Annotated in this window: 17 protein-coding genes and 1 tRNA gene; 6 read left to right on the top strand and 12 right to left on the bottom strand. The window is 31.4% G+C overall.

Annotated features, from left to right (window positions below):
• Window positions 1-36: 36 nt before the first annotated feature.
• Window positions 37-108 (bottom strand) — tRNA-Ala (locus ACLGLP_RS05595).
• A gap of 4 nt (window positions 109-112) precedes the next feature.
• Entirely contained in the window at window positions 113-394 is a 282-nt protein-coding gene (gene rpsT, locus ACLGLP_RS05590) for a 30S ribosomal protein S20 (RefSeq protein ID WP_492112294.1), read from the bottom strand.
• Between the two features lie 147 nt (window positions 395-541).
• On the opposite strand from rpsT, the gene ACLGLP_RS05585 reads away from it, so the two are divergent.
• From ACLGLP_RS05585 to ACLGLP_RS05565, 5 genes are all read left to right on the top strand, one after another.
• The gene (locus tag ACLGLP_RS05585) at window positions 542-2518 is read left to right on the top strand and encodes an elongation factor G (RefSeq protein ID WP_492112293.1); all 1977 of its coding nucleotides are present in this window, start codon (window positions 542-544) and stop codon (window positions 2516-2518) included.
• A complete protein-coding gene (locus ACLGLP_RS05580) occupies window positions 2515-3006 on the top strand; it encodes a MogA/MoaB family molybdenum cofactor biosynthesis protein (protein WP_492112292.1) in 492 nt (163 codons plus the stop codon). Before ACLGLP_RS05585 ends, ACLGLP_RS05580 begins: the two co-directional genes overlap by 4 nt.
• Window positions 2993-4045, top strand: a complete 1053-nt coding sequence (gene selD, locus ACLGLP_RS05575; protein ID WP_492113736.1) for a selenide, water dikinase SelD — start codon at window positions 2993-2995, stop codon at window positions 4043-4045. The genes ACLGLP_RS05580 and selD overlap by 14 nt, the downstream gene beginning before the upstream one ends.
• A gap of 123 nt (window positions 4046-4168) precedes the next feature.
• On the top strand, window positions 4169-5440 hold the full coding sequence (locus ACLGLP_RS05570; RefSeq protein ID WP_492112291.1) for a double-cubane-cluster-containing anaerobic reductase: 1272 nt from the start codon (window positions 4169-4171) through the stop codon (window positions 5438-5440).
• A gap of 2 nt (window positions 5441-5442) precedes the next feature.
• Window positions 5443-6201, top strand: coding sequence for an acyl-CoA dehydratase activase (locus tag ACLGLP_RS05565; protein WP_492112290.1), 759 nt, complete (start codon window positions 5443-5445; stop codon window positions 6199-6201).
• 103 nt (window positions 6202-6304) lie between these two features.
• Here the strand turns inward: ACLGLP_RS05565 and ACLGLP_RS05560 are convergent, their stop codons facing one another.
• From ACLGLP_RS05560 to ACLGLP_RS05530, 7 genes are all read right to left on the bottom strand, one after another.
• Window positions 6305-7081, bottom strand: coding sequence for a selenium metabolism-associated LysR family transcriptional regulator (locus tag ACLGLP_RS05560; RefSeq protein ID WP_492112289.1), 777 nt, complete (start codon window positions 7079-7081; stop codon window positions 6305-6307).
• Between the two features lie 33 nt (window positions 7082-7114).
• Window positions 7115-7600: a TlpA family protein disulfide reductase gene (locus ACLGLP_RS05555; protein WP_492112288.1), complete on the bottom strand. Its 486-nt coding sequence runs from the start codon at window positions 7598-7600 to the stop codon at window positions 7115-7117.
• 39 nt (window positions 7601-7639) lie between these two features.
• Complete coding sequence (lpxK, locus tag ACLGLP_RS05550; protein WP_492112287.1) at window positions 7640-8593, bottom strand: tetraacyldisaccharide 4'-kinase; 954 nt, start codon at window positions 8591-8593, stop codon at window positions 7640-7642.
• Window positions 8586-9551, bottom strand: coding sequence for a flippase-like domain-containing protein (locus ACLGLP_RS05545; RefSeq protein WP_492112286.1), 966 nt, complete (start codon window positions 9549-9551; stop codon window positions 8586-8588). Before ACLGLP_RS05545 ends, lpxK begins: the two co-directional genes overlap by 8 nt.
• A 131-nt stretch (window positions 9552-9682) precedes the next feature.
• Window positions 9683-9901: an FmdB family zinc ribbon protein gene (locus ACLGLP_RS05540; RefSeq protein WP_492112285.1), complete on the bottom strand. Its 219-nt coding sequence runs from the start codon at window positions 9899-9901 to the stop codon at window positions 9683-9685.
• 114 nt (window positions 9902-10015) lie between these two features.
• The gene (locus tag ACLGLP_RS05535) at window positions 10016-10495 is read right to left on the bottom strand and encodes a (Fe-S)-binding protein (RefSeq protein ID WP_492112284.1); all 480 of its coding nucleotides are present in this window, start codon (window positions 10493-10495) and stop codon (window positions 10016-10018) included.
• 38 nt (window positions 10496-10533) lie between these two features.
• Window positions 10534-11379 carry a 4Fe-4S dicluster domain-containing protein gene (locus ACLGLP_RS05530; RefSeq protein ID WP_492112283.1) on the bottom strand — a complete coding sequence of 282 codons (846 nt, stop codon included), beginning with the start codon at window positions 11377-11379 and terminating at the stop codon, window positions 10534-10536.
• 206 nt (window positions 11380-11585) lie between these two features.
• On the opposite strand from ACLGLP_RS05530, the gene ACLGLP_RS05525 reads away from it, so the two are divergent.
• A complete protein-coding gene (locus ACLGLP_RS05525; protein WP_492112282.1) occupies window positions 11586-15011 on the top strand; it encodes an AAA family ATPase in 3426 nt (1141 codons plus the stop codon).
• On the opposite strand, the gene ACLGLP_RS05520 is transcribed toward ACLGLP_RS05525, so the two are convergent.
• The 3 genes from ACLGLP_RS05520 to argB are packed head-to-tail and all read right to left on the bottom strand — an operon-like array spanning window position 14989 to window position 18907.
• On the bottom strand, window positions 14989-15339 hold the full coding sequence (locus ACLGLP_RS05520; RefSeq protein ID WP_492112281.1) for a PilZ domain-containing protein: 351 nt from the start codon (window positions 15337-15339) through the stop codon (window positions 14989-14991). The two genes, ACLGLP_RS05525 and ACLGLP_RS05520, sit on opposite strands and share 23 nt — an antisense overlap.
• Window positions 15340-18054: a valine--tRNA ligase gene (locus tag ACLGLP_RS05515; RefSeq protein WP_492112280.1), complete on the bottom strand. Its 2715-nt coding sequence runs from the start codon at window positions 18052-18054 to the stop codon at window positions 15340-15342.
• Window positions 17990-18907, bottom strand: a complete 918-nt coding sequence (gene argB / locus ACLGLP_RS05510) for an acetylglutamate kinase (RefSeq protein ID WP_492112279.1) — start codon at window positions 18905-18907, stop codon at window positions 17990-17992. The genes ACLGLP_RS05515 and argB overlap by 65 nt, the downstream gene beginning before the upstream one ends.
• Between the last annotated feature and the right edge of the window lie 6 nt (window positions 18908-18913).

The following is an 18913-nucleotide window of genomic DNA, read 5'->3' as shown; positions in this document are numbered from 1 at the left end:
CTACTTTTTCTACTTTTAACAACAATTCCAGCTACTTGGAGATGAGGGGATTCGAACCCCCGACCTCCGGAGTGCGATTCCGGCGCTCTCCCGCTGAGCTACATCCCCCTTATTATGAGGTAGTAGTTTGAGCTTTAGCTTGATTTAACTTTTGAAATAGTTTAGATATTTTATTGGAGGCTTTTTTCCAATGGAAAATACCTTTACTTACTCCTTTATGAAGTAAACTTTGAGCCACTCTTAATTGAGCTTCGGCCTTTTCTAAATCCCCTGCTTGCAAATAGTTCAAAAATTTCTTTATTTCTGTTTTTACTCTGCTTTTAAACGCCTTATTTCTTAATCTTCTTTTTTCACTTTGCCTAAGTGCTTTTTCCGCTGATTTGTGATGTGGCACCTTCCCCTCCTAATTTTTGTTGTCTCTAAATTTAATAACACATTTTAATTTTGTCAAGTTCAAACACAATTTTTACAAGCTCTTGACTTATTTTTCAAATTTTTTTATTCTAAAAATAATGTCACCAAACAAAAGGAGGTCAGAATTATGGAGCCAAAAGTATTAGCTATCTTAGGTCAAACTGAATCAGGAAAAGCAACTTTCTGCGAAACACTTTGCAAGCTTTGTGGAGAAACTATCAAAAATCCAAAGAAAGAACCTTTTTATTACTTAAAGATATACGGTTTAAAATACAAAAATATTCCCTTTTATCTTTTAAATACACCAGGAGACGAAAATTTTATAGGTGAGGTCAAATGGGCATTAAAGGTGGCTGATGCTGCCATTCTTTTAATTGATACCACCTCTCCTTTAAAGTATCACAATGTCCGCGTTGTTGATTTTGCAAAAGAAGAAGGTGTCCCTATATTTGTATTTCTAAATAAAATTGATGATTTTGAAAAATCTAATATTGAAGAGACTTTGTCTAACCTAAATAATTCTTTAGAAATTTCCCAAATTCCTATCACTTATGCATTTAAAGATTCTAACGGTTTTTCTCTGTTAGATCTTATAGAAGAGAAACTTTTTGTAGAAGAGGGATCTAAAGTCAAATATCAAGAAGCCCCTGAAAAGTTTAAAGGGAAAATTGCAGAAATAAAAGAAAAGCTTATGGAAGCTGCTGCTGAAAGCTCTGATGAACTTATAGAAAAATATTTAGAAAAAGGGGAACTTGAAAAAGAGGAACTTTTAATTGGATTAAAAGAAGCTGTTAAAGCTGGAAAAATAAATTTTGCCTTTGCAGGTTCTGCAAAAACCGGAGCTGGATTAATAGCCTTTCTTGAATATGTCTCATCTCTTGCCCCTTCTTATAAGTTAAAACTTGAAAAAGAAAATATAGATCATCCAGTTATTGGATTTATTTTTAAAAACTACATAGATCCTTACGCGGGGAAACTTTCCTATGGAAGAATTTTTGCAGGAAGTTTTACTTCAGATGGAGTAGTATATCTCTCTAATGGAAAAGAGGAAAAATATACCCAGATATTTATACCAAGAGGAGACTCTTTAGAACAAGTTAAAGAGGTTGGTAAAGGAGAAATAATTGTATTTTCTAAGGTTGAAAGTTTAACAACTGGAAGCACATTTTCAAACTCACCTATTTCTGTAAATTTTGGTATTCCTGAAATGCCTTTTCCTATGCTCACCATGGCTCTTCATCCTGAAACAAGAGCAGACGAAGATAAAATAAGTGGAGCCATTTCCAAAGTAAAAGAAGAAGACCCATCTATAGTATTTAAAAGAGAAGAAGAAACAAGAGAACTTTTGATTTCAGGAGTGGGACTTCCTCATATTGAAAAAACTGTAGAAAAACTAAGGGAAAAATACGGAGTTAAAGTAAAACTTACTACTCCAAAAATTCCCTATAGAGAAACCATTAAAAAACCTGTTCAAAGTGTAATTTATAGACATAAAAAACAGACGGGTGGAAGGGGGCAGTTTGCTGAGGTTCATTTCAACATCTTTCCTTTAGAAAGAGGAAAAGGTTTTGAATTTATAGAAACCCTCACAGGTATGAATGTTCCAAGAAATTATGTTCCTGCTGTTGAGAAGGGTGTAAAGGAGGCTATGGAAAAAGGTCCTTTGGCAGGATATCCTGTAGTAGATGTAAAAGTCCAGTTTTATGATGGAAAATCTCACGAAGTAGATTCCTCAGACCTTGCCTTTAAAATTGCTGCATTCCATTGTTTTAAAAAAGGAATAGAACAAGCCAATCCCGTTCTTTTAGAACCGTATGTAGAGCTTGAAATATTTGTGCCTGATGAGAATGTGGGAGATGTAGTGGGAGATTTAAATGCAAGAAGAGGAAGAGTTTTAAATCTGGAAAAAGAAGGTAAACGCACGAAAATAAGAGCTCTTGCCCCTATGGCTGAAATTCAAAATTATGTAGTAACTCTTCAAGGAATTACTGCAGGAAGGGGTTATTTTACCGCAAAGTTTTCCCACTATGAAGAAGCTCCTCCATTTATAGCTGAAAAAATAATTGCTGAAAGTAAAGAAGCTAAAGAAAAGGAGACCAAATGATAAAAGTTGGAATACTTACACTTAGTGACAAAGGAAGCAAAGGAGAAAGAGAGGATCTCTCAGGAAAAATCTTAAAAGAACTGTCTGAATCTCAGGAATGGAATGTCTTAAAATATAAGATTATTCCAGACGAACGATCTCAAATTGTAGAAACTCTAAAAAATTGGGTTGATAAGGAGAATCTTGATTTAATTTTAACTACAGGTGGGACAGGTGTTTTCCCGAGAGATGTTACTCCTGAGGCAACTAAAGCTGTTATAGAAAAAGAAATCCCAGGAATTCCTGAATATATAAGGTATATAAGTTATCCTATAACTCCGATGGCTGCTTTAACAAGAGGAACAGCTGGAATAAGAAAGAAAACTCTAATAATAAATCTTCCGGGAAGCCCTAAGGCTATAAAAGAAATCTTCCCAAAATTGATTCCTATAATCAAACATGCTATAGAAAAGATAAAGGGCGACCCTAGTGAATGTGCAAGAGATTAAACTTACCCAAATGACTAAAGCCTCCGGTTGAGCAGCAAAACTACCGCAGGAGTTTCTTGCGGAAATATTACAAGAACTTGAACTTCCAGTTCATCCAGACTTAATTCAAAGCTTTGAATACGGAGCTGATGCAGGAATTTTCAAGCTTAACAAAGATATAGCTCTTATATTTACAGCAGATTTTTTTACTCCTGTAGTAGATGATCCTTTTGTCTTTGGACAGATTGCTGCTGCTAATTCTCTTTCAGATGTATATGTATGCGGAGGAAAACCTCTTTTAGCTATAAATCTTATCTGTTTCCCAAAAGAAGGTATACCAAAAGAAGTATTAAAAAGTATTTTAAAAGGGGGACTTTCCAAAATAAAAGAAGCCGGTGCGCTTCTTGTGGGTGGACACAGCGTTGATGATCCAGAACCTAAGTATGGACTTGCTGTTCTCGGAATCGTTCATCCAGAAAAAATTATAACCAATAAAAACGCAAAAGATAAAGATCTTCTATATCTTTCTAAACCTCTTGGATTAGGCATTCTCATTACTGCTTATAAAGGAGGGCTCATTTCTAAAGAAAGCGACATTTATAAAATTATGATAAATACTATGACAGAGCTTAACGATAAAATAGCTGAAGTTCTAATAAAACTTGAAATTAAAGCTGCAACAGATATTACAGGATTTGGACTTCTGGGACACGCCCTTGAGATGGCAATTGCAAGTAAAAAAGACTTAATCATATATGCCCACAAAATTCCTTATTTTGAAAAAGCTAAGGATTTTGTTGAAATGGGCATAATTCCTGAGGGAGATTACAATAATCTAAATTTTTGTAAAAAATATATAAATTTTCACCCAAGTATTTCAGAAAACGAACAAATTTTACTTTGTGACGCTCAAACTTCTGGAGGTTTTTTGATAGCTGTTCCTCCAGAAAAAAAAGAACTTTTTGAGGCAAAAACAAAAGAAAAAGGATTAAAAGTCTTTCTTATAGGAGAGGTCAAAAATCCAAAAAATCATTGCCCTACTGTAAAAGTCCTTCCTTAGTCTCTTATTTATTTTTTAAATAATCTTTAAACTATTAATTTAAATTATCTATTTGATTTTACCTTTTTATAATGCTAATTTTAAAAATGCTAATTTTAAAAAAATCTTTTCCAGGAGGACTCTATGCCAAAGGACTATACTGAAATGTGGAAAGACCTTGAACTTGATTTAAAAGCTCATGAAGTGTTACTTAACACTCTTTCTGAGTTTTACAAAAACATCTATCTTTCTCAAAAAAATAGACCTGAGGGGATGAAATATTTTGACTTTGTTATATCTGAAGCACACGGATTGAGGATTGAGGAGCTTGTGAATGCCAAAAATGAGGGAAGAAAAGTAATTGGAGCTTTCTGTGTATATGTTCCTGAGGAGATAATTCTTGCTCTGGATGGAATATGTGTTGGACTATGTGCTGGGGCTGAAGTTGGATTTGATGAGGCAGAAAAATATATACATAAAAACAGTTGCGCCCTTATAAAGGCTTTTATGGGATTTGAGTTAACCAGTGTGTGCCCTTACATAAGATGCTGTGATTTACTTGTTGGGGAAACAACCTGTGATGGAAAGAAAAAAGCCTATGAAGCTCTCCAAGAAATTACAGGCAAGGTTTATGTGATGGAAGTACCTCATACTAAATCAATTGAGGCAAGAAAATTATATCTGAATGAGGTCAAAAAATTTAAAGAACATATGGAAAAACTTACTCAAAAAGAGATTACCTTAGAGGCGCTTAAAAAGGGTATTTCAATTGCTAATGAAAAAAGAAAGGCTCTTGCAAGACTTGAAAAACTAAGAGCTTTTGATCCAGCCCCCATCTCCGGACTCGATGCCTTGCTTATTCAACAGATAGCTTTTTATGATGATCCTGTAAGATTTACTCAAAAGGTTAATGAGCTTTGCGATGAGCTGGAAGAAAGAGTAAAAAAGGGTATTGGGGTTTTTCCCAAGGGCACTCCGAGAATTCTCGTTTCAGGATGCCCCTTTGCTTTGCCAAACTGGAAGCTTCATCACTTAATAGAAACAAGTGGAGCAGTGGTTGTGGGAGAAGAATCCTGTGTGGGAAAGAGATATTATTATAGTTTGATAGATGAAAATTTTTCTTCTGTAGAAGAAGCTCTTGAAAAAATTGCAGAAAGATATCTTCTTACACACTGTGCCTGCTTTACACCCAATGACGAAAGAATAGAAGATATTAAAAATTTGTTTTCCTCCCAAAAAGTAGACGGAGTTATTCACTATTCCTTACAGTTCTGTACACCTTACATGTTTGAATCTTATAAAGTTGAAAGAAAAGTTGATTTTCCTTATCTTAAGATAGAAACCGATTACAGTATGGAAGACCTTGCCCAATTAAGAAACAGAATAGAAGCTTTTATAGAAACTTTAAAGATGTAAAAATGAAAGTCCTTGGTCTTGATATTAGCTCAACCTATATTAAATGCGTTTTAATTGAAGATAAAAAACCTACGGTTTTTGAAATTACTGAAACTTCATACAATCCTTTAGAAAAGTGTCTTTTCTTTGTCAAAAAATTTCAGCCTGATAAGGTTATAGCTACGGGTTATGGAAGAAAGCTGATCAGCCAAAATTTGAAAGATTTCAATATAACTGATCTTACAGAAATAAAAGCTTTTGCAGTGGGAGCAAAGTATATTTATCCTTCAGTTAGAACGATTATAGATATTGGGGGACAGGATACCAAAATTATAAGGCTTAATGAAGAAGGAAAGATCATAAAGTTTGAAATGAATGATAAGTGTTCTGCAGGCACAGGTAGATTTTTGGAAATAATGGTAAAAACCCTTGGTTATACTTTAGAAGATGTGAAAGATTTTCCTGTAGATACAGAACTTAGTGTCAAAATAAACAGCGTGTGCACTGTTTTTGCAGAATCAGAGGTTATTTCAATGATTGCTAAAGGAATTAAGAGAAGAGAAATTTTAAAAGCTGTGCACTACTCAATTTCCCAAAGAATAGTAAGCATGTTAAAAAGAGTTTCTTTTGAAAAAGACATAATTATTGCAGGAGGATGCGCCTATAATGAACTATTAAAAGCTTTCATTGAAAAAGAAATTAAAATGCCTATTATCATTCCTAAATATCCTCAGTTTCTTGGAGCTTTAGGTGCTGGGCTTATTGGTTTTAACTCAGATTAACTGCTTTTTTACAAATTTTATGAACTTTTCTTCTGAAGAAGTTAATTTTCTTATTCTTGAGTAAATAAGATAAAACTTTCTTTTTATTAGAACATTTTCTATTTCAATTATTTTTAAAAGACCTAATTTTTTTTTCCAGTTCTATTGCAAAAGAGGAAACAAAACCGCATCCAAGTCCAAATTTTACTGCTTCTTTGACTGCCTCTGTTGAACCCATTTCTCCTATAATTTTTAATTTTAAAATGTCTAAACCTTTATTCTGCAAATTTTCTATTGCATTTTTCCAGGTACCTGAACCTTCTTCCCTTTTTATTAAAGGAATATCATAGAGTTCTTCCAAACTTATCTTATCCTTAGGAAAATCAGAAGGAGCTATTAAAACTATTTCATCTTCATAGCAGGGCACATATACTAATTCCTTATTTTTATATACCGCTCCTACCATGCCAAGATCTAAATCTCCTTTGATAACTCTTTCTGTTATTTCTTTACTATCTCCTACTTTTAAAAAGACGGACACTTCTGGATTTTCTTCTCTAAAATCTTTTATAAGCTTAGGAAGAATATATTGACCAGGAATAGTGCTACCACCTATTTCTATCACTTTCCTCTTTTCTTCTTTATACGCCTCAAGCTCTTTTTCCATTTCTTTTAAAAGTTTTACTATTTCTTTACCATATTCATATACCACCCTTCCAGCCTTACTTGGCACTACTTTTCTCGTATTGCGGTTAAGTAATGTAACTCCAAGACTTTCTTCTAAATCTTTTATATGAAGAGTTATAGTTGGTTGAGTAAGGTATAGCTCTTTTGAAGCTTTAGAAAAACTCCGAGTTTCGTAAACCTTAAGAAATACCTCAAGCTTCCTTAAATCTATCATAGAAACCCTATGGATGAGAATATTTAATAAATTTTAATTGCAATTCACATATTTGTTTAAAATTTTAATCCAGTCCTTCAGTCCTTTATAACCTACTACTTTTTCTACTAAATTTCCATTTGGATTTAATATGTAAGTTGTAGGGGTTATAGAAAAATCTGGGAAAATCGTAAAAATATTATCAGGAGCTATTCCTACAGTATAACTAATATTATTAGAGGTTATTATTTTGGAAAGAGAGTTTATCCCTTCTTTATCAACCAATAAAGAAACAATGACATAATTATTGGATTTGCAGGTATTATTAAGTTTGTTTAAAGTTTTTAATTCAACTAAACATATTGAACAATAACTGGTAAAAAGATTTAAAAGCACATACTTTCCTCTAAAGTTTTGTAAGTTATTTTTTTGCCCTTTATATGTATAAAAATCAAAGTTTATTTTAGAAGAGATAGCCTCTGAAAAGCAAAAAATACTTAAACTTATAGCAAAAATAATCAAAATTTTTTTTAACTTCATGCTTCCTCCTTTTTTTCTTGTTTTTATTATTTTTCTAAATTAATTATTATATCTCAAAAATTTTAAAATGAATTCAACAAGCCCTTCAACTTCTATTTCAAAATCCAATAAGTAAAGATTTTCTTTCCGAGAAAATTTTACTCCATCTTTTAAAGTAGTGATATAGCTTTCTTCTGGGTCAAGCTTAAAATTCTTATAATGATAGTGGTCTGGAAAAGAAAGTCTTTTTTTTATCTTTAAGCCAAGTCTTTCTAAGGTATCAAAAAACTGTCTATTATCTCCTAAACCACAAAAGGCTATAAATTCTCTATCTTTAAAATTTTTAACTTCCTTTAAATCCATATTTAATATTTTCCAGTTTTTTCTATAAAGCTTAAAAACTGGTTTGTTTGGGAAGGAAAAATTAAAGGGTTCGTATTCTTGATAAGTTAAAATTATAGCATCTGCTCTTTTCAAAGAATCTAAGGATTCTCTAAGTCTTCCAAATGGGAAAAGCCTATCTTCTAAATCTTTTCTTTTTAAAAGAACTAAATCAAGGTCTCTTTTAAGCTTTTGGTGTTGAAATCCATCATCTAAAATAATTAAATCTGTGTGAAACTCTTTTAAAGCTTTTTCACATCCTCTTTTCCTATCTTCATCAACTATTATATTTACTTTTATACCCCTTTTCTCAAAAATTTTACCAAGCAAATAGGGTTCATCTCCTGCATAAATCCAATTGGTTTTGAGGTTTCCCCTTTCCATAACAATAATGGTCCCTTTACTTTTTCTTTTATATCCTCTTGAAAGTACTGTTATACTAAAAAAAGAAGATAATTTTTCACAGAGATATCTTACAAGAGAAGTTTTTCCACTTCCACCAAAAGATAAATTTCCTACAGAGATAACAGGAACTGGAATTTTAAAACTCTTTAGGATCCCTTTTTGATATAAAAAGTTTCTTGTTAAAACAAGGTAAAAATAAGGGTTTATATGATCTAAGACTTTAAACATTTTTTTTAGCAATGTCTTTTGCTAAGATTATTAAAAATAAAATACCCCCGATAGAGGCACTGAAATATTGACTTATAAATCTCCACAGTATGGCAAACACTCCTGCAGATTGAGGAGTTAAAAACCTTTCAAAAATATAAAGTGCTCCCAATTCTCCTACTCCACTTCCTCCAGGGGTAGGACTCATAAAAATAGCATAAATAAGAGGTAGCTGAGTTAAAAATATATTTTTTATAGATACATCTTTATTAAATGCTTTTACCAAGAAAATCCCTACGAAAAGCAAAGAAATATACATCAAAAAACTAAAAAACAAAGTTAATAAAAAAACCCCCTTTTTTTCTTGGAAAAAGAGTTTACAGGTAACGAAATACCTTAAAACAGTATACTTGATTTTAATAAAAGTTGCTTCATTAATCAGTTTTAAATTTCCTTTGAAAAGGATCTGCCATAGAAAAAACAAAAAAATAGCTAAAGAAATTATTACCAAAAGTAAAATTGCCAGTTCTTTTGCTTCTTTGGGATTGTTTAATAGTGATTGAATAGTAAAAGGAGAAAAGAGTACATAAAAAACCATCCCAGAAAATCCCTTTAAGGTTACTATACTCATTATTTTATAAATTTCTCCTTTAATTCTCTTTAAGGTATAAAAAGGCAATATCTCTCCACCTAAGCAAAAGGGGGTTATTGTTGCTCCAAAGGTATTTATTAAAGAAATAACATAACCGTATAAAAAAGAATAATGTAATTCTAAGGATCGTGCAATAACAAAGATTCTTAAATTATCAAAGGTGTGAAAACAGAAAAGTGCAAAAAAACTCAAAAAAAGATAATTTTTATTAATTAGATAAATTATCTTTAAAAAATCTTTAGGAGCACTTTTGTTAACTATATATAAAACTGATAAAAGGATTATTATGAGAGTTAAAAAAAGACCGTAGATAATATTTTTATACATTCTTCATCTATTTTACTTGATGTTATTTTACTTCTAAATTCATAATCTTAAAAGAGGGCTTTCATGGAAAGAAAAAAATTTATGGACTCCTTGGAAAGGTAAACAGGGTATCTTTTATCTTAAATTTATTTTTAATGGCAACTGCTACAGGTACCACCTTTACAAGTTGCACAAGCTGAACCTGAGGAGCTAACGAATTTATTCCCTGATTTGAAGGCTACTTGAGAAATCAATTTTTTGACCTTAGGACTTTTACATTTTTTGCAAACCACTTTATCATCATTACTTCCCAGAACTAATTCTTCAAAAATCTCTCCACATTCCTCACATTTAAATTCAAAAATAGGCATGGTTATCCCCCAGTAAAAATATTTGTAAAGGAGATCTATTTAAAATAATACCATATTTTAATTCGTCAACAGCCCTTCTGCATTCAGAAACTGGTAAAAGGTAAATAAATTGGCTTAATGAGGGATATCTGTAGTTTCTAAAAGTATATCCCACATAAATTTTACTTCTACATCAAGATTGTAGGCTTTTACTAAATCATGTATCTGCGTATGACAGTTATGACAGGGAGCAATTACTATTTTAGCTCCTGTTGCCCTTAATTGTTCTGCTTTTACTTTATATCCTTCAACTCTTACTTTTTTCCAGGGAGGACCACATGCTATAGGCCCTCCTCCTGCTCCACAGCAAAAATTGTGTTCTTTATTGGGATAAGGTTCTCTGAAATCCTCACATGTTTTATTAACAAGGTATCTGAACTTTTCTGCAGCTCCTTTTCTTCTAACCAAATTACAGGGTTCATGTATAGTAACAGGTTCTTTAATTTTTCTTACAATTTTTAATTTTTCTGTCTTTACAAGCTCATAGTAAAATTCTACCGCATGCAGTACTTCAAAGGGTAATCTTTTATAACCTAAAAGCGGAGGCGCTTCCAAAAAAGTTCCCTGAAGTGCATGTCCGCATTCAGTTGCTACTATTTTTTTACTCTTAATTTTATAGCTTCATCAAAAATTGCTTTAGCTATTCTTTGCATAGTAAATTGATCCTGAACAAACATACTTGCTTGGGCATAATCATGCAATGAATAACTCCAGTTTACTCCTGCATGATTTATAATTTTAGCCACAACTGCTATATACTGAGGCACCAATTTAGGTTCTGTTCCTAAGGGAACATATAGCACTTCTGCACCTTCTTTACTTATGGGAATATAGATCTTTTCCATTTCCAAGGCTGTTTCCTCCTCCATCCACTGAGCAGTATCAATCCATTCTGCCTCTGATATCCAGAGCTGAGTAAGGGTAGTCATCAGACTATACGCATAATCCATTAAAATGTAAGGAACAACCCCCAGTAAAAAGCAAATTCTTCTTACCTGTCCTATTAAAAAAGGAATATCTATTCCAAAGGGACAATACATACTGCAACGATGACACATATTACACTCTGTAAATACAATTCTTGCACAGTCTTTTATAAATTCAGGTTCTACCTTTCCCTTTCTTTTTATCATCTCCCAGAGGGTCATTTTGATCTTACTAACAGGTGCATAAGTGGGATCTTTATCCATAGATAAATAATAGGCACAAGCATCAGCGCAAAGACCACAATGCATACAAGTTTCTATAGCTGCTTTTACCCTTGCAGAAAGTTTTCCTAATACTGCATTTATAGTTTTTTCTATTTTTTCCGGTGTTAATTGTTTAATTTTTTCATCAAGACCCGGATCTTCTACCTTATCCCTTACATATTGTGGAAAAAATTTGCTAACATATTTATTTTCCTTAGTTTTTTCATCTAATTGAGCTATTTTCCTCACCTTAACCCCCCACAAATTTAATTATCAAATAAGATAAAAACTTGTTTAACATAAGTCAAATAGATTTTTTAAATAAAAATCAATCTAATTTATTTAAACCCTTAAATCTACACTTTGAAGTGAAAGATTTTTATCACATCGTAGATGGTGGTAGTTGTTTTGTGTATTCTGTGGTATAATAGAGGAAATTTGTTGTAAGTGCTTAAATGTTTATCAAAAGATTAGAAATTTACGGCTTTAAATCTTTTCCCTATAAAGTTTCTATCCCTTTTTCTCCAGGAATTACCGCTATAGTTGGTCCAAACGGAGCAGGAAAAAGCAACATATTGGATGCTATAAAATGGGTTCTTGGAGAACAAAGTCCTAAAAAACTAAGAATTAAAGACCTTTCAGATCTTATATTCTCTGGAAATAGCGATAGAAAAGTTGATTTCGCTGAAGTTAAACTTATTTTGAATCACGAACCAGTTCTCTTAGAAGCCTATAAAGATTACCCAGAAATAATTATTACAAGAAGGTTTTATAGAGACGGAGAAAGTGAATTTTTTATTAATCAAAAACCTTGTAGATTAAAAGATATTCATTTTTTATTTCTTGATCTGGGAGTAAATCCTCAAAGCTACGGAATTATTGAACAAGGAGAAGTAAATAAATTTATCGAACTTTCTCCAAAAGAAAGAAAAATCTTTCTCGAAGATCTGGCAGGTGTATCTAAACTAAAAGTTACAGAAGAAAATACCTTAAAAAATCTTCAAAAAACAGAAGAAAATCTGGTAAGATTAAATGATATTTTAAATGAAGTAAAACTTCAATACGAACATCTGAAAAAGCAGGCAGAAGAAGCAAAAAAATATTTAAACTTAAAGGAAACTCTTCAAAATCTTCTTATTGAAAAAAATTTACACCTTTTAGAAATAAATAAAAAAGAAAAAGAACTTATAAAAAAGAAAAAAGAGAAACTCTTACAAAAAAGGGAATTTCTTGAAAAAGAAATAGAAAACTTAGAAAAAGAAGAACACACAATTTATCAAGAAATTTTCCTTTCAGAAAGAAAGATAAAAGATTTAAAAACTGAACTACAATCCAAAGAAAGATATTATTACGAACAAAAAGAAACTTTAGAAAACCTTCTTAAACAAGAAAGAGACTTGCTTTACAAATTAGAAAAAATAAAACTAAAAAGAGAAAATGAAAAGGAAAGGATTGAAATACTCAATAAAGAAAGTCTTTCTATAGAAAAAACTTTAGAGGACTTAAAAATAAAGTATCAAGAGCTTAATCAAGTCTTAATAGAATTTAAAAACGAAAGGGAAAAAGCTTTGAAATTATACAAAGAAAAACTTAATAAATTCCAAAACCTTGAAAAAGAATACCTTTTGATCAAAAAAGACAAAGAAAGACTTGAAGAAAAACTAAATTTTCTTGAAAAAGAGTTAACCCGTTTAAAAAAAGAAGAAGAAATCAATGAAAAAATTTTAAACGAGCTTAACCTAAACTTAAAAAATTTGGAAAAAGAAAGAATAACCTTTAATTCTTTAATCGAAGAAAAAGAAAAGGAACTTAAAAACTTAACAAATACTTTAGAAAAATTTAAAGAAGAAAACGAAAAATTCAAAGAAGAATTTGAAATACTTAATCAAAACAAACAAAATATTTTAACCCAAATTCAATCTTTAAAAGATAGGCTAAATCTTATAGAAAAAATTCTCGCAAAAAGCCCAAACTTTGGTTCTTTACTTTCCAAAGAATTTAACCTACCAACTTTAGAAAACTATCTAAATTTGGATTCTGAAGATATTTCTCTTCTTGAGATAGTATTTAAAGAAAATCTAAATGCCTCTGTAATAGAGGATATAAATATAATAAAAAGCCTTATTTCAAAAAACTTTAAAGAAAATATGGTACTAATCTGGATAAAGCCCGAAAGAATTAAAAATTTTTCTGTAGAAAAATTTGATTCTTTTTCTGAAGAAATTTTAGAAAGTTACGAAAATAATCCCAGATTTATTTATCTTAAAAAAGAAAAAATACTTTTTACTCCCTATGGGTTTATTTACTTTATAAGAAAGGAAAAAAAGGGGATTTTCAGTTTAAAAAGAGAAAAGGAAGAACTTTTAAAAAGTGTCAAATCTTTAGAGGAGTTGTTAAAGGAATTTCTTGAAAAAGAAAAAAAATTAAAATCTAAAAAAGAGGCAGTAGAAAAAAGCTTTAAGGAACTTGAGAAAAAAATAAACAGAACCAATTTGGAACTGCAAAATCTTAAATCTCAAAAAGAAAAATTAGAAATATCCTTTATAAAGCTTGAAGAACAAAAAAAGAATATAGAAGAGAAGATAGAAGACTTTAAAAGAAAAAAGAAAGGCTTAGAGGCAGAAAAAGAAGACTTTAATAAAAATATCTTAGCTATAAACACATTAATTAAAAAAAGCAAAGAAGAATATGAAAATATTAAAAAAGAAAAAGAATTTTTAAGCTCAAATTTAGAAGATCTCAATAAAAAAATCTATTCTCTTGAGCAGGAAATAGTGAAAATTCAGACACAAGAAGAAAACTTGAAGAAAAGAAAAAACTCCCTAAAAGAAGAATTAGAAAGAATAAAAAATTCTCTAAGGCAATGTGAACTTAACGAAGAAACCCTTCTAAAAGAGCTTGAATATATAAGGGAAAACATGGAAAAATTCAATAAAAATACTAAAAAGCTTCAATCAGAAATTTTAACAATTAAAAAAAACATAGAAGCCTTATTAATTGAAAAAGAAAAAAAAGAAAAAATAGCAAAAGAGTTAGAAGGCAAAAAAAGACAGTTTGAGCAAAAATTGAAAGAGTTAAGTGCTGAAGAACATAATTTAGAACTTAAGCTTCTAGAAATTAACTTAATCTTAAGTTCTGTAGAGAGAGATTTAAGAGAGCTTGGATTTGAGAATAAAAATCTTTTAAATAAAAAAGAGGAAAAAACTTTTAACTTTGAAGAACTCGAAAAGAAAATTGAAGAAACAAAAAAATTATTAAATCAGTTTCAGGAGGTTAATTTAGCAAGTATAAAAGAGTTTGAATTGGTATCTCAAAGATATGAAAATTTAGTAAAACAAAAAGAAGATCTTGAACTAAGTATAAAGGAGTTCAAAAAAATTCTCGAAAATATTAAGGAAATTTCAAAAGAAAGAATCTTAAAGACTCTGGAGGAAATAAACAAAAAATTAAATGAAATTTTCCCTTTGGTTTTTAAAAGCGGAAAGGCTGAACTTTTTCTTTCAGGAGAGAATCCATTAAGTTCGGGACTTGAATTAAGAGTAAACATTCCGCATAAGGGATTAAAACACATAAACATGCTTTCCGGGGGTGAAAAGACCCTTTGTGCTATCGTTATTTTAATTTCTTTTTATTTAGTTAAACCTGGTCCTTTTTGTATATTAGATGAGGTTGATGCCTTTTTAGATGAAAAAAATTCCCTTGAATTTATTAAACTTCTTGAACTCATTAAAAAAACTTCCCAAATAATTCTAATAACTCACAATCCAAATATAATGAAAGAAGTAGATACTTTACTTGGGGTAACTATGGAAGAAAGGGGAATTTCAAAAATTTTTATTCTAAAAAAGGAAAACTTCCTTAACGAGTATACATATCGCTAAGAGAGGAAAGAGCAAATTCTGAAATCAAAGACGATAAGACTTCTCTGTTTACCATATCCATTTCTGTAAATCTTATTCCAAATTCTACATGAAATTCTTCATTTTTAATCCATCTTACCTCAGCTTTAGCCTTAATGGGCGATTTCCATTTTATTACTATACTTATAATATCTCCTTCTTCTAAAGGTGGTTGAGAGTCAGTTCTTAATCTTGCTCCTTCTGCACTTATATCAAGAACTCCTACAGGAAAGATATAGCCCTTTTCTGTAGCTACCCTTCCTTCTAAATAGGTCTTATAACGAGTATAATAACGCTTATCTGAATCCATTTAACATTTCTCAAACCAGGTTATATATTTTAATTCAGAAAGATAATGCATTATCCTTTCAAGCCTTTCTTTAAATTCTTTATAACTCATCTTTTCCTTTTCTACAATTTCTTTAGGTGCTTTTTCAAGAAACTCTTTATTTTCAAGCTTTTTCTCAATTTGAGCTAACTTTTTCTCTATTTTCTCCTTTTCTTTTTCAAGTCTTTTTATTTCCCTTTCAACATCAATAAGTTCTGCGAGATTTATAAAAATTTCTCCTTCTGAAAGAACCAAAGAAATATCCCCTTTTTTCTTTTCATAATTACTGCTAACTTCTATATCTGAAATTTTTGCTAAAAATTTTATAGGCTCTTTTTGTGCCTCGACAACCTCTAAAATGTTTTTGTCTGAACTTTTAAAAATTATGCTTAAATTTTCTTTTAAAGTCAAGTTATATTCTGCCTTAATACTTCTTATACCTACAATTAACTCCTGTAAAACCTGAACTAAATGCTCTATCTTTTCATCTACGAATCTTTCTTCAAAAGAAGGATATTTAGCTATAATAATATGTTCTGTTTCTTTTTCAGGCAAATATTGCCAAATTTCTTCAGTAATAAATGGTATAAAAGGATGAAGCAATTTAAGAGAATCTTTAAGAACCTTTACAAGGACTCTCTGAGTACTTTTTCTATGCTTTGAATCTTTAAGATATATTTTGGCTACTTCTAAATACCAATCGCAAAATTTATCCCAGAAAAAGTGATAAATTTCCATAGCTGCTTGATCAAACTCAAATTCCTCAAGCTTTTCTCTGGTCGTTTTTATAGTTTTTTGAAGTTCAGAAAGAATCCATTTTGAAAATAAGGGAAGTTCGTTAAAATTAAGCTCTTTTTCCTCTGGAGTATAATCTTCAAGGTTCATCAAAACAAATCTTCCCGCGTTCCAGATTTTATTGATAAAGTGCCTAAAGCCTTCTATACGGGCTTCTGAAAGTTTTATATCTCTTCCTTGGGCAGCAAGGGCAACCAAAGTAAATCTTAAGGCATCCGTTCCGTATTTTTCTATCATTTCCAGAGGATCTATTACATTTCCTCTGCTTTTACTCATTTTTTGACCTTTCTCGTCTCTTACCAAAGCATGAATATAAACATTTCTAAAAGGAATTTGTCCCATAAAGTGAAGTCCCATCATTATCATTCTTGCCACCCAAAAGAAAATAATATCAAAACTTGTTACCAGAACTGAGGTAGGATAAAAGGTTGAAAGTGCCTCTGTTTTTTCAGGCCATCCAAGAGTGGAAAAAGGCCATAGAGCTGAAGAAAACCAAGTATCAAGTACATCTTCGTCTCTTTTCAAATTCTTAGAACCACAATTGGGACATTCCTCTACATTTTCTTCTTTACTTACTATAGTTTCTCCACAGGAATTACAATACCAAACAGGGATTCTGTGCCCCCACCATATTTGTCTTGAAATACACCAATCTCTTATATTTCTCATCCAATCAAAATAAAGATTAACCCAGTTTTCAGGTATAAACTTTATAAATCCATACTTAACTGCTGAAATAGCAGGCTGGGCGAGGGGTTTGGTTGAAACAAACCACTGCTTTGAAAGTAAGGGTTCAATAACTGTATTACATCTGTAACAATGCCCAAGAACAAGCTGATAATCCTCCTCCTTTTCTAAAAGACCTTGAGCTTTTAAATCTTCAACTACCCTTTTTCTTGCAGAAAATCTATCAAGTCCTGCATAATCTCCTGCTTCTTCGGTCATTTTGCCTAATTCATCTATAACCTTCACAAAAGGAAGTTTATGTCTTTTAGCTATTTCAAAATCTGTAAAGTCATGAGCAGGTGTCACCTTTACTGCACCTGTTCCAAATTCAGGATCAACTACTTTATCCGCAATAATAGGAATTATTCTTCCTATTAGCGGAAGTTTTAATTTCTTTCCTATTAAACCTTTATATCTTTCATCTTCAGGATGAACTGCTACTGCTGTATCACCAAGCATAGTTTCTGGTCTTGTTGTTGCAACAACTACATATCCGCTTTTGTCTTCTAAGGGATATTTTATATACCAGAGTTTTCCTTGTGTACTTTCAAATTCTACCTCTAAATCTGAAAGAGCTGTTTGACATCTTGGACACCAGTTAATAATATAATCTCCCCTGTAAATAAGTCCTTCCTCCCAAAGTTTTACAAATACCTCCCTAACAGCTCGTGAAAGACCTTCATCCATAGTAAATCTTTCATAACTCCAGCTACAACTTGCTCCTAATTTTTTAAGTTGATTTATAATTTTATTTCCGTATTGCTCTTTCCACTTCCAAACCCTTTCTAAAAATTTTTCTCTTCCTAAATCATGTCTGGTAAGCCCCTCTTTAGCCAATTCTTTTTCCACCACATTCTGAGTAGCTATTCCTGCATGATCAGTTCCAGGAACCCACAAAACATCATAACCATCCATCCTTTTATATCTCACTAAAACATCTTGAAGGGTATTATTCAAAGCGTGTCCAATATGAAGTGCTCCTGTAACATTGGGAGGAGGAATCACTATAGAAAACTTAGGCTTGTTTTGATCATAGGTTGGTTCAAAATATCCTCTTTTTTCCCAAATTTCATACCATTTTTCTTCAACTCTTTTTGGATCATAACTTTTTTCAAGGATCTTGCTTTTCAAGGCTAACCCCCTCCCTTTGCAAAATTTGAGTGCCCAGTCCTTCATCGGTAAAAAGTTCTATAATTAAACTGTGAGGTATTCTACCGTCTATTATATGTGCTTTTTTGACACCTGCTAAAATTGCTTTTCTTGCACTTTTCAATTTGGGAATCATTCCACCTTTAACTATACCCTTTTCTATAAGCCTTTCTATCTCATCTACATAAAGGGTTGAAATTAGACTACCCTTTTCATCCTTTACACCTTCCACATCTGAGAGATAGATAAGCTTTTCTGACCCCAAAGCTCCTGCTAAAGCACCTGCTACAAGATCTGCATTAATATTGTATGCCTCACCATCAGGTCCCACTCCTACAGGAGCTATTACAGGAATAAAATCGTTCTCAATAAGAGTGTATAAAACTTCAGGATTTATGGTTTTTACCTTTCCAACCCTTCCTATATCAATAATCTCAGGTGGTCTATCCTCTCCTGTATATTTGTAAAGGGTCATCTTTTCTGCTATTATCAAATTTCCATCTCTTCCTGAAAGTCCAACAGCTTTACCTCCTGCTTTATTAATAAGACTTACTATTCCTTTGTTAACCGTTCCTACCAGAACCATTTCAACTACATTCATAGTTTCTTCATCAGTAACCCTTTGTCCTTCAATAAAAACTGGCTTTAGTCCCATTTTTTCCATAACTTGATTTATCTGGGGTCCTCCTCCATGAACAATTACTGGACGAATTCCCACATACTTCATAAGAACGATGTCCTGAGCAAAAAAACTTCTAAGCTCTTCATCTACCATAGCATGCCCACCATATTTGATAACCATTATTTTGTTATAAAAATTTTTAAAATAAGGTAAGGCTGAAATTAAAATTTTGGCTTTTTCATTAATTTTGGCATTCATAAGAAT

The organism is Caldimicrobium sp. SLHALR3, from assembly GCF_058692735.1.
This window is presented reverse-complemented; position numbering and strand designations above follow the sequence as displayed.

What these genes read in the sequence shown, in the direction of transcription:
- ACLGLP_RS05540 (WP_492112285.1), bottom strand. Translation starts at nt 9,901, where the DNA reads ATGCCTATTTTTGAATTTAAATGTGAGGAATGTGGAGAGATTTTTGAA.
- ACLGLP_RS05515 (WP_492112280.1), bottom strand. Translation starts at nt 18,054, where the DNA reads ATGAAGGACTGGGCACTCAAATTTTGCAAAGGGAGGGGGTTAGCCTTG.
- lpxK (WP_492112287.1), bottom strand. Translation starts at nt 8,593, where the DNA reads ATGTTTAAAGTCTTAGATCATATAAACCCTTATTTTTACCTTGTTTTA.
- ACLGLP_RS05565 (WP_492112290.1), top strand. Translation starts at nt 5,443, where the DNA reads ATGAAAGTCCTTGGTCTTGATATTAGCTCAACCTATATTAAATGCGTT.
- argB (WP_492112279.1), bottom strand. Translation starts at nt 18,907, where the DNA reads ATGAATGCCAAAATTAATGAAAAAGCCAAAATTTTAATTTCAGCCTTA.
- ACLGLP_RS05560 (WP_492112289.1), bottom strand. Translation starts at nt 7,081, where the DNA reads ATGATAGATTTAAGGAAGCTTGAGGTATTTCTTAAGGTTTACGAAACT.
- ACLGLP_RS05585 (WP_492112293.1), top strand. Translation starts at nt 542, where the DNA reads ATGGAGCCAAAAGTATTAGCTATCTTAGGTCAAACTGAATCAGGAAAA.
- ACLGLP_RS05545 (WP_492112286.1), bottom strand. Translation starts at nt 9,551, where the DNA reads ATGTATAAAAATATTATCTACGGTCTTTTTTTAACTCTCATAATAATC.
- ACLGLP_RS05580 (WP_492112292.1), top strand. Translation starts at nt 2,515, where the DNA reads ATGATAAAAGTTGGAATACTTACACTTAGTGACAAAGGAAGCAAAGGA.
- ACLGLP_RS05525 (WP_492112282.1), top strand. Translation starts at nt 11,586, where the DNA reads ATGTTTATCAAAAGATTAGAAATTTACGGCTTTAAATCTTTTCCCTAT.
- ACLGLP_RS05570 (WP_492112291.1), top strand. Translation starts at nt 4,169, where the DNA reads ATGCCAAAGGACTATACTGAAATGTGGAAAGACCTTGAACTTGATTTA.
- ACLGLP_RS05555 (WP_492112288.1), bottom strand. Translation starts at nt 7,600, where the DNA reads ATGAAGTTAAAAAAAATTTTGATTATTTTTGCTATAAGTTTAAGTATT.
- ACLGLP_RS05520 (WP_492112281.1), bottom strand. Translation starts at nt 15,339, where the DNA reads ATGGATTCAGATAAGCGTTATTATACTCGTTATAAGACCTATTTAGAA.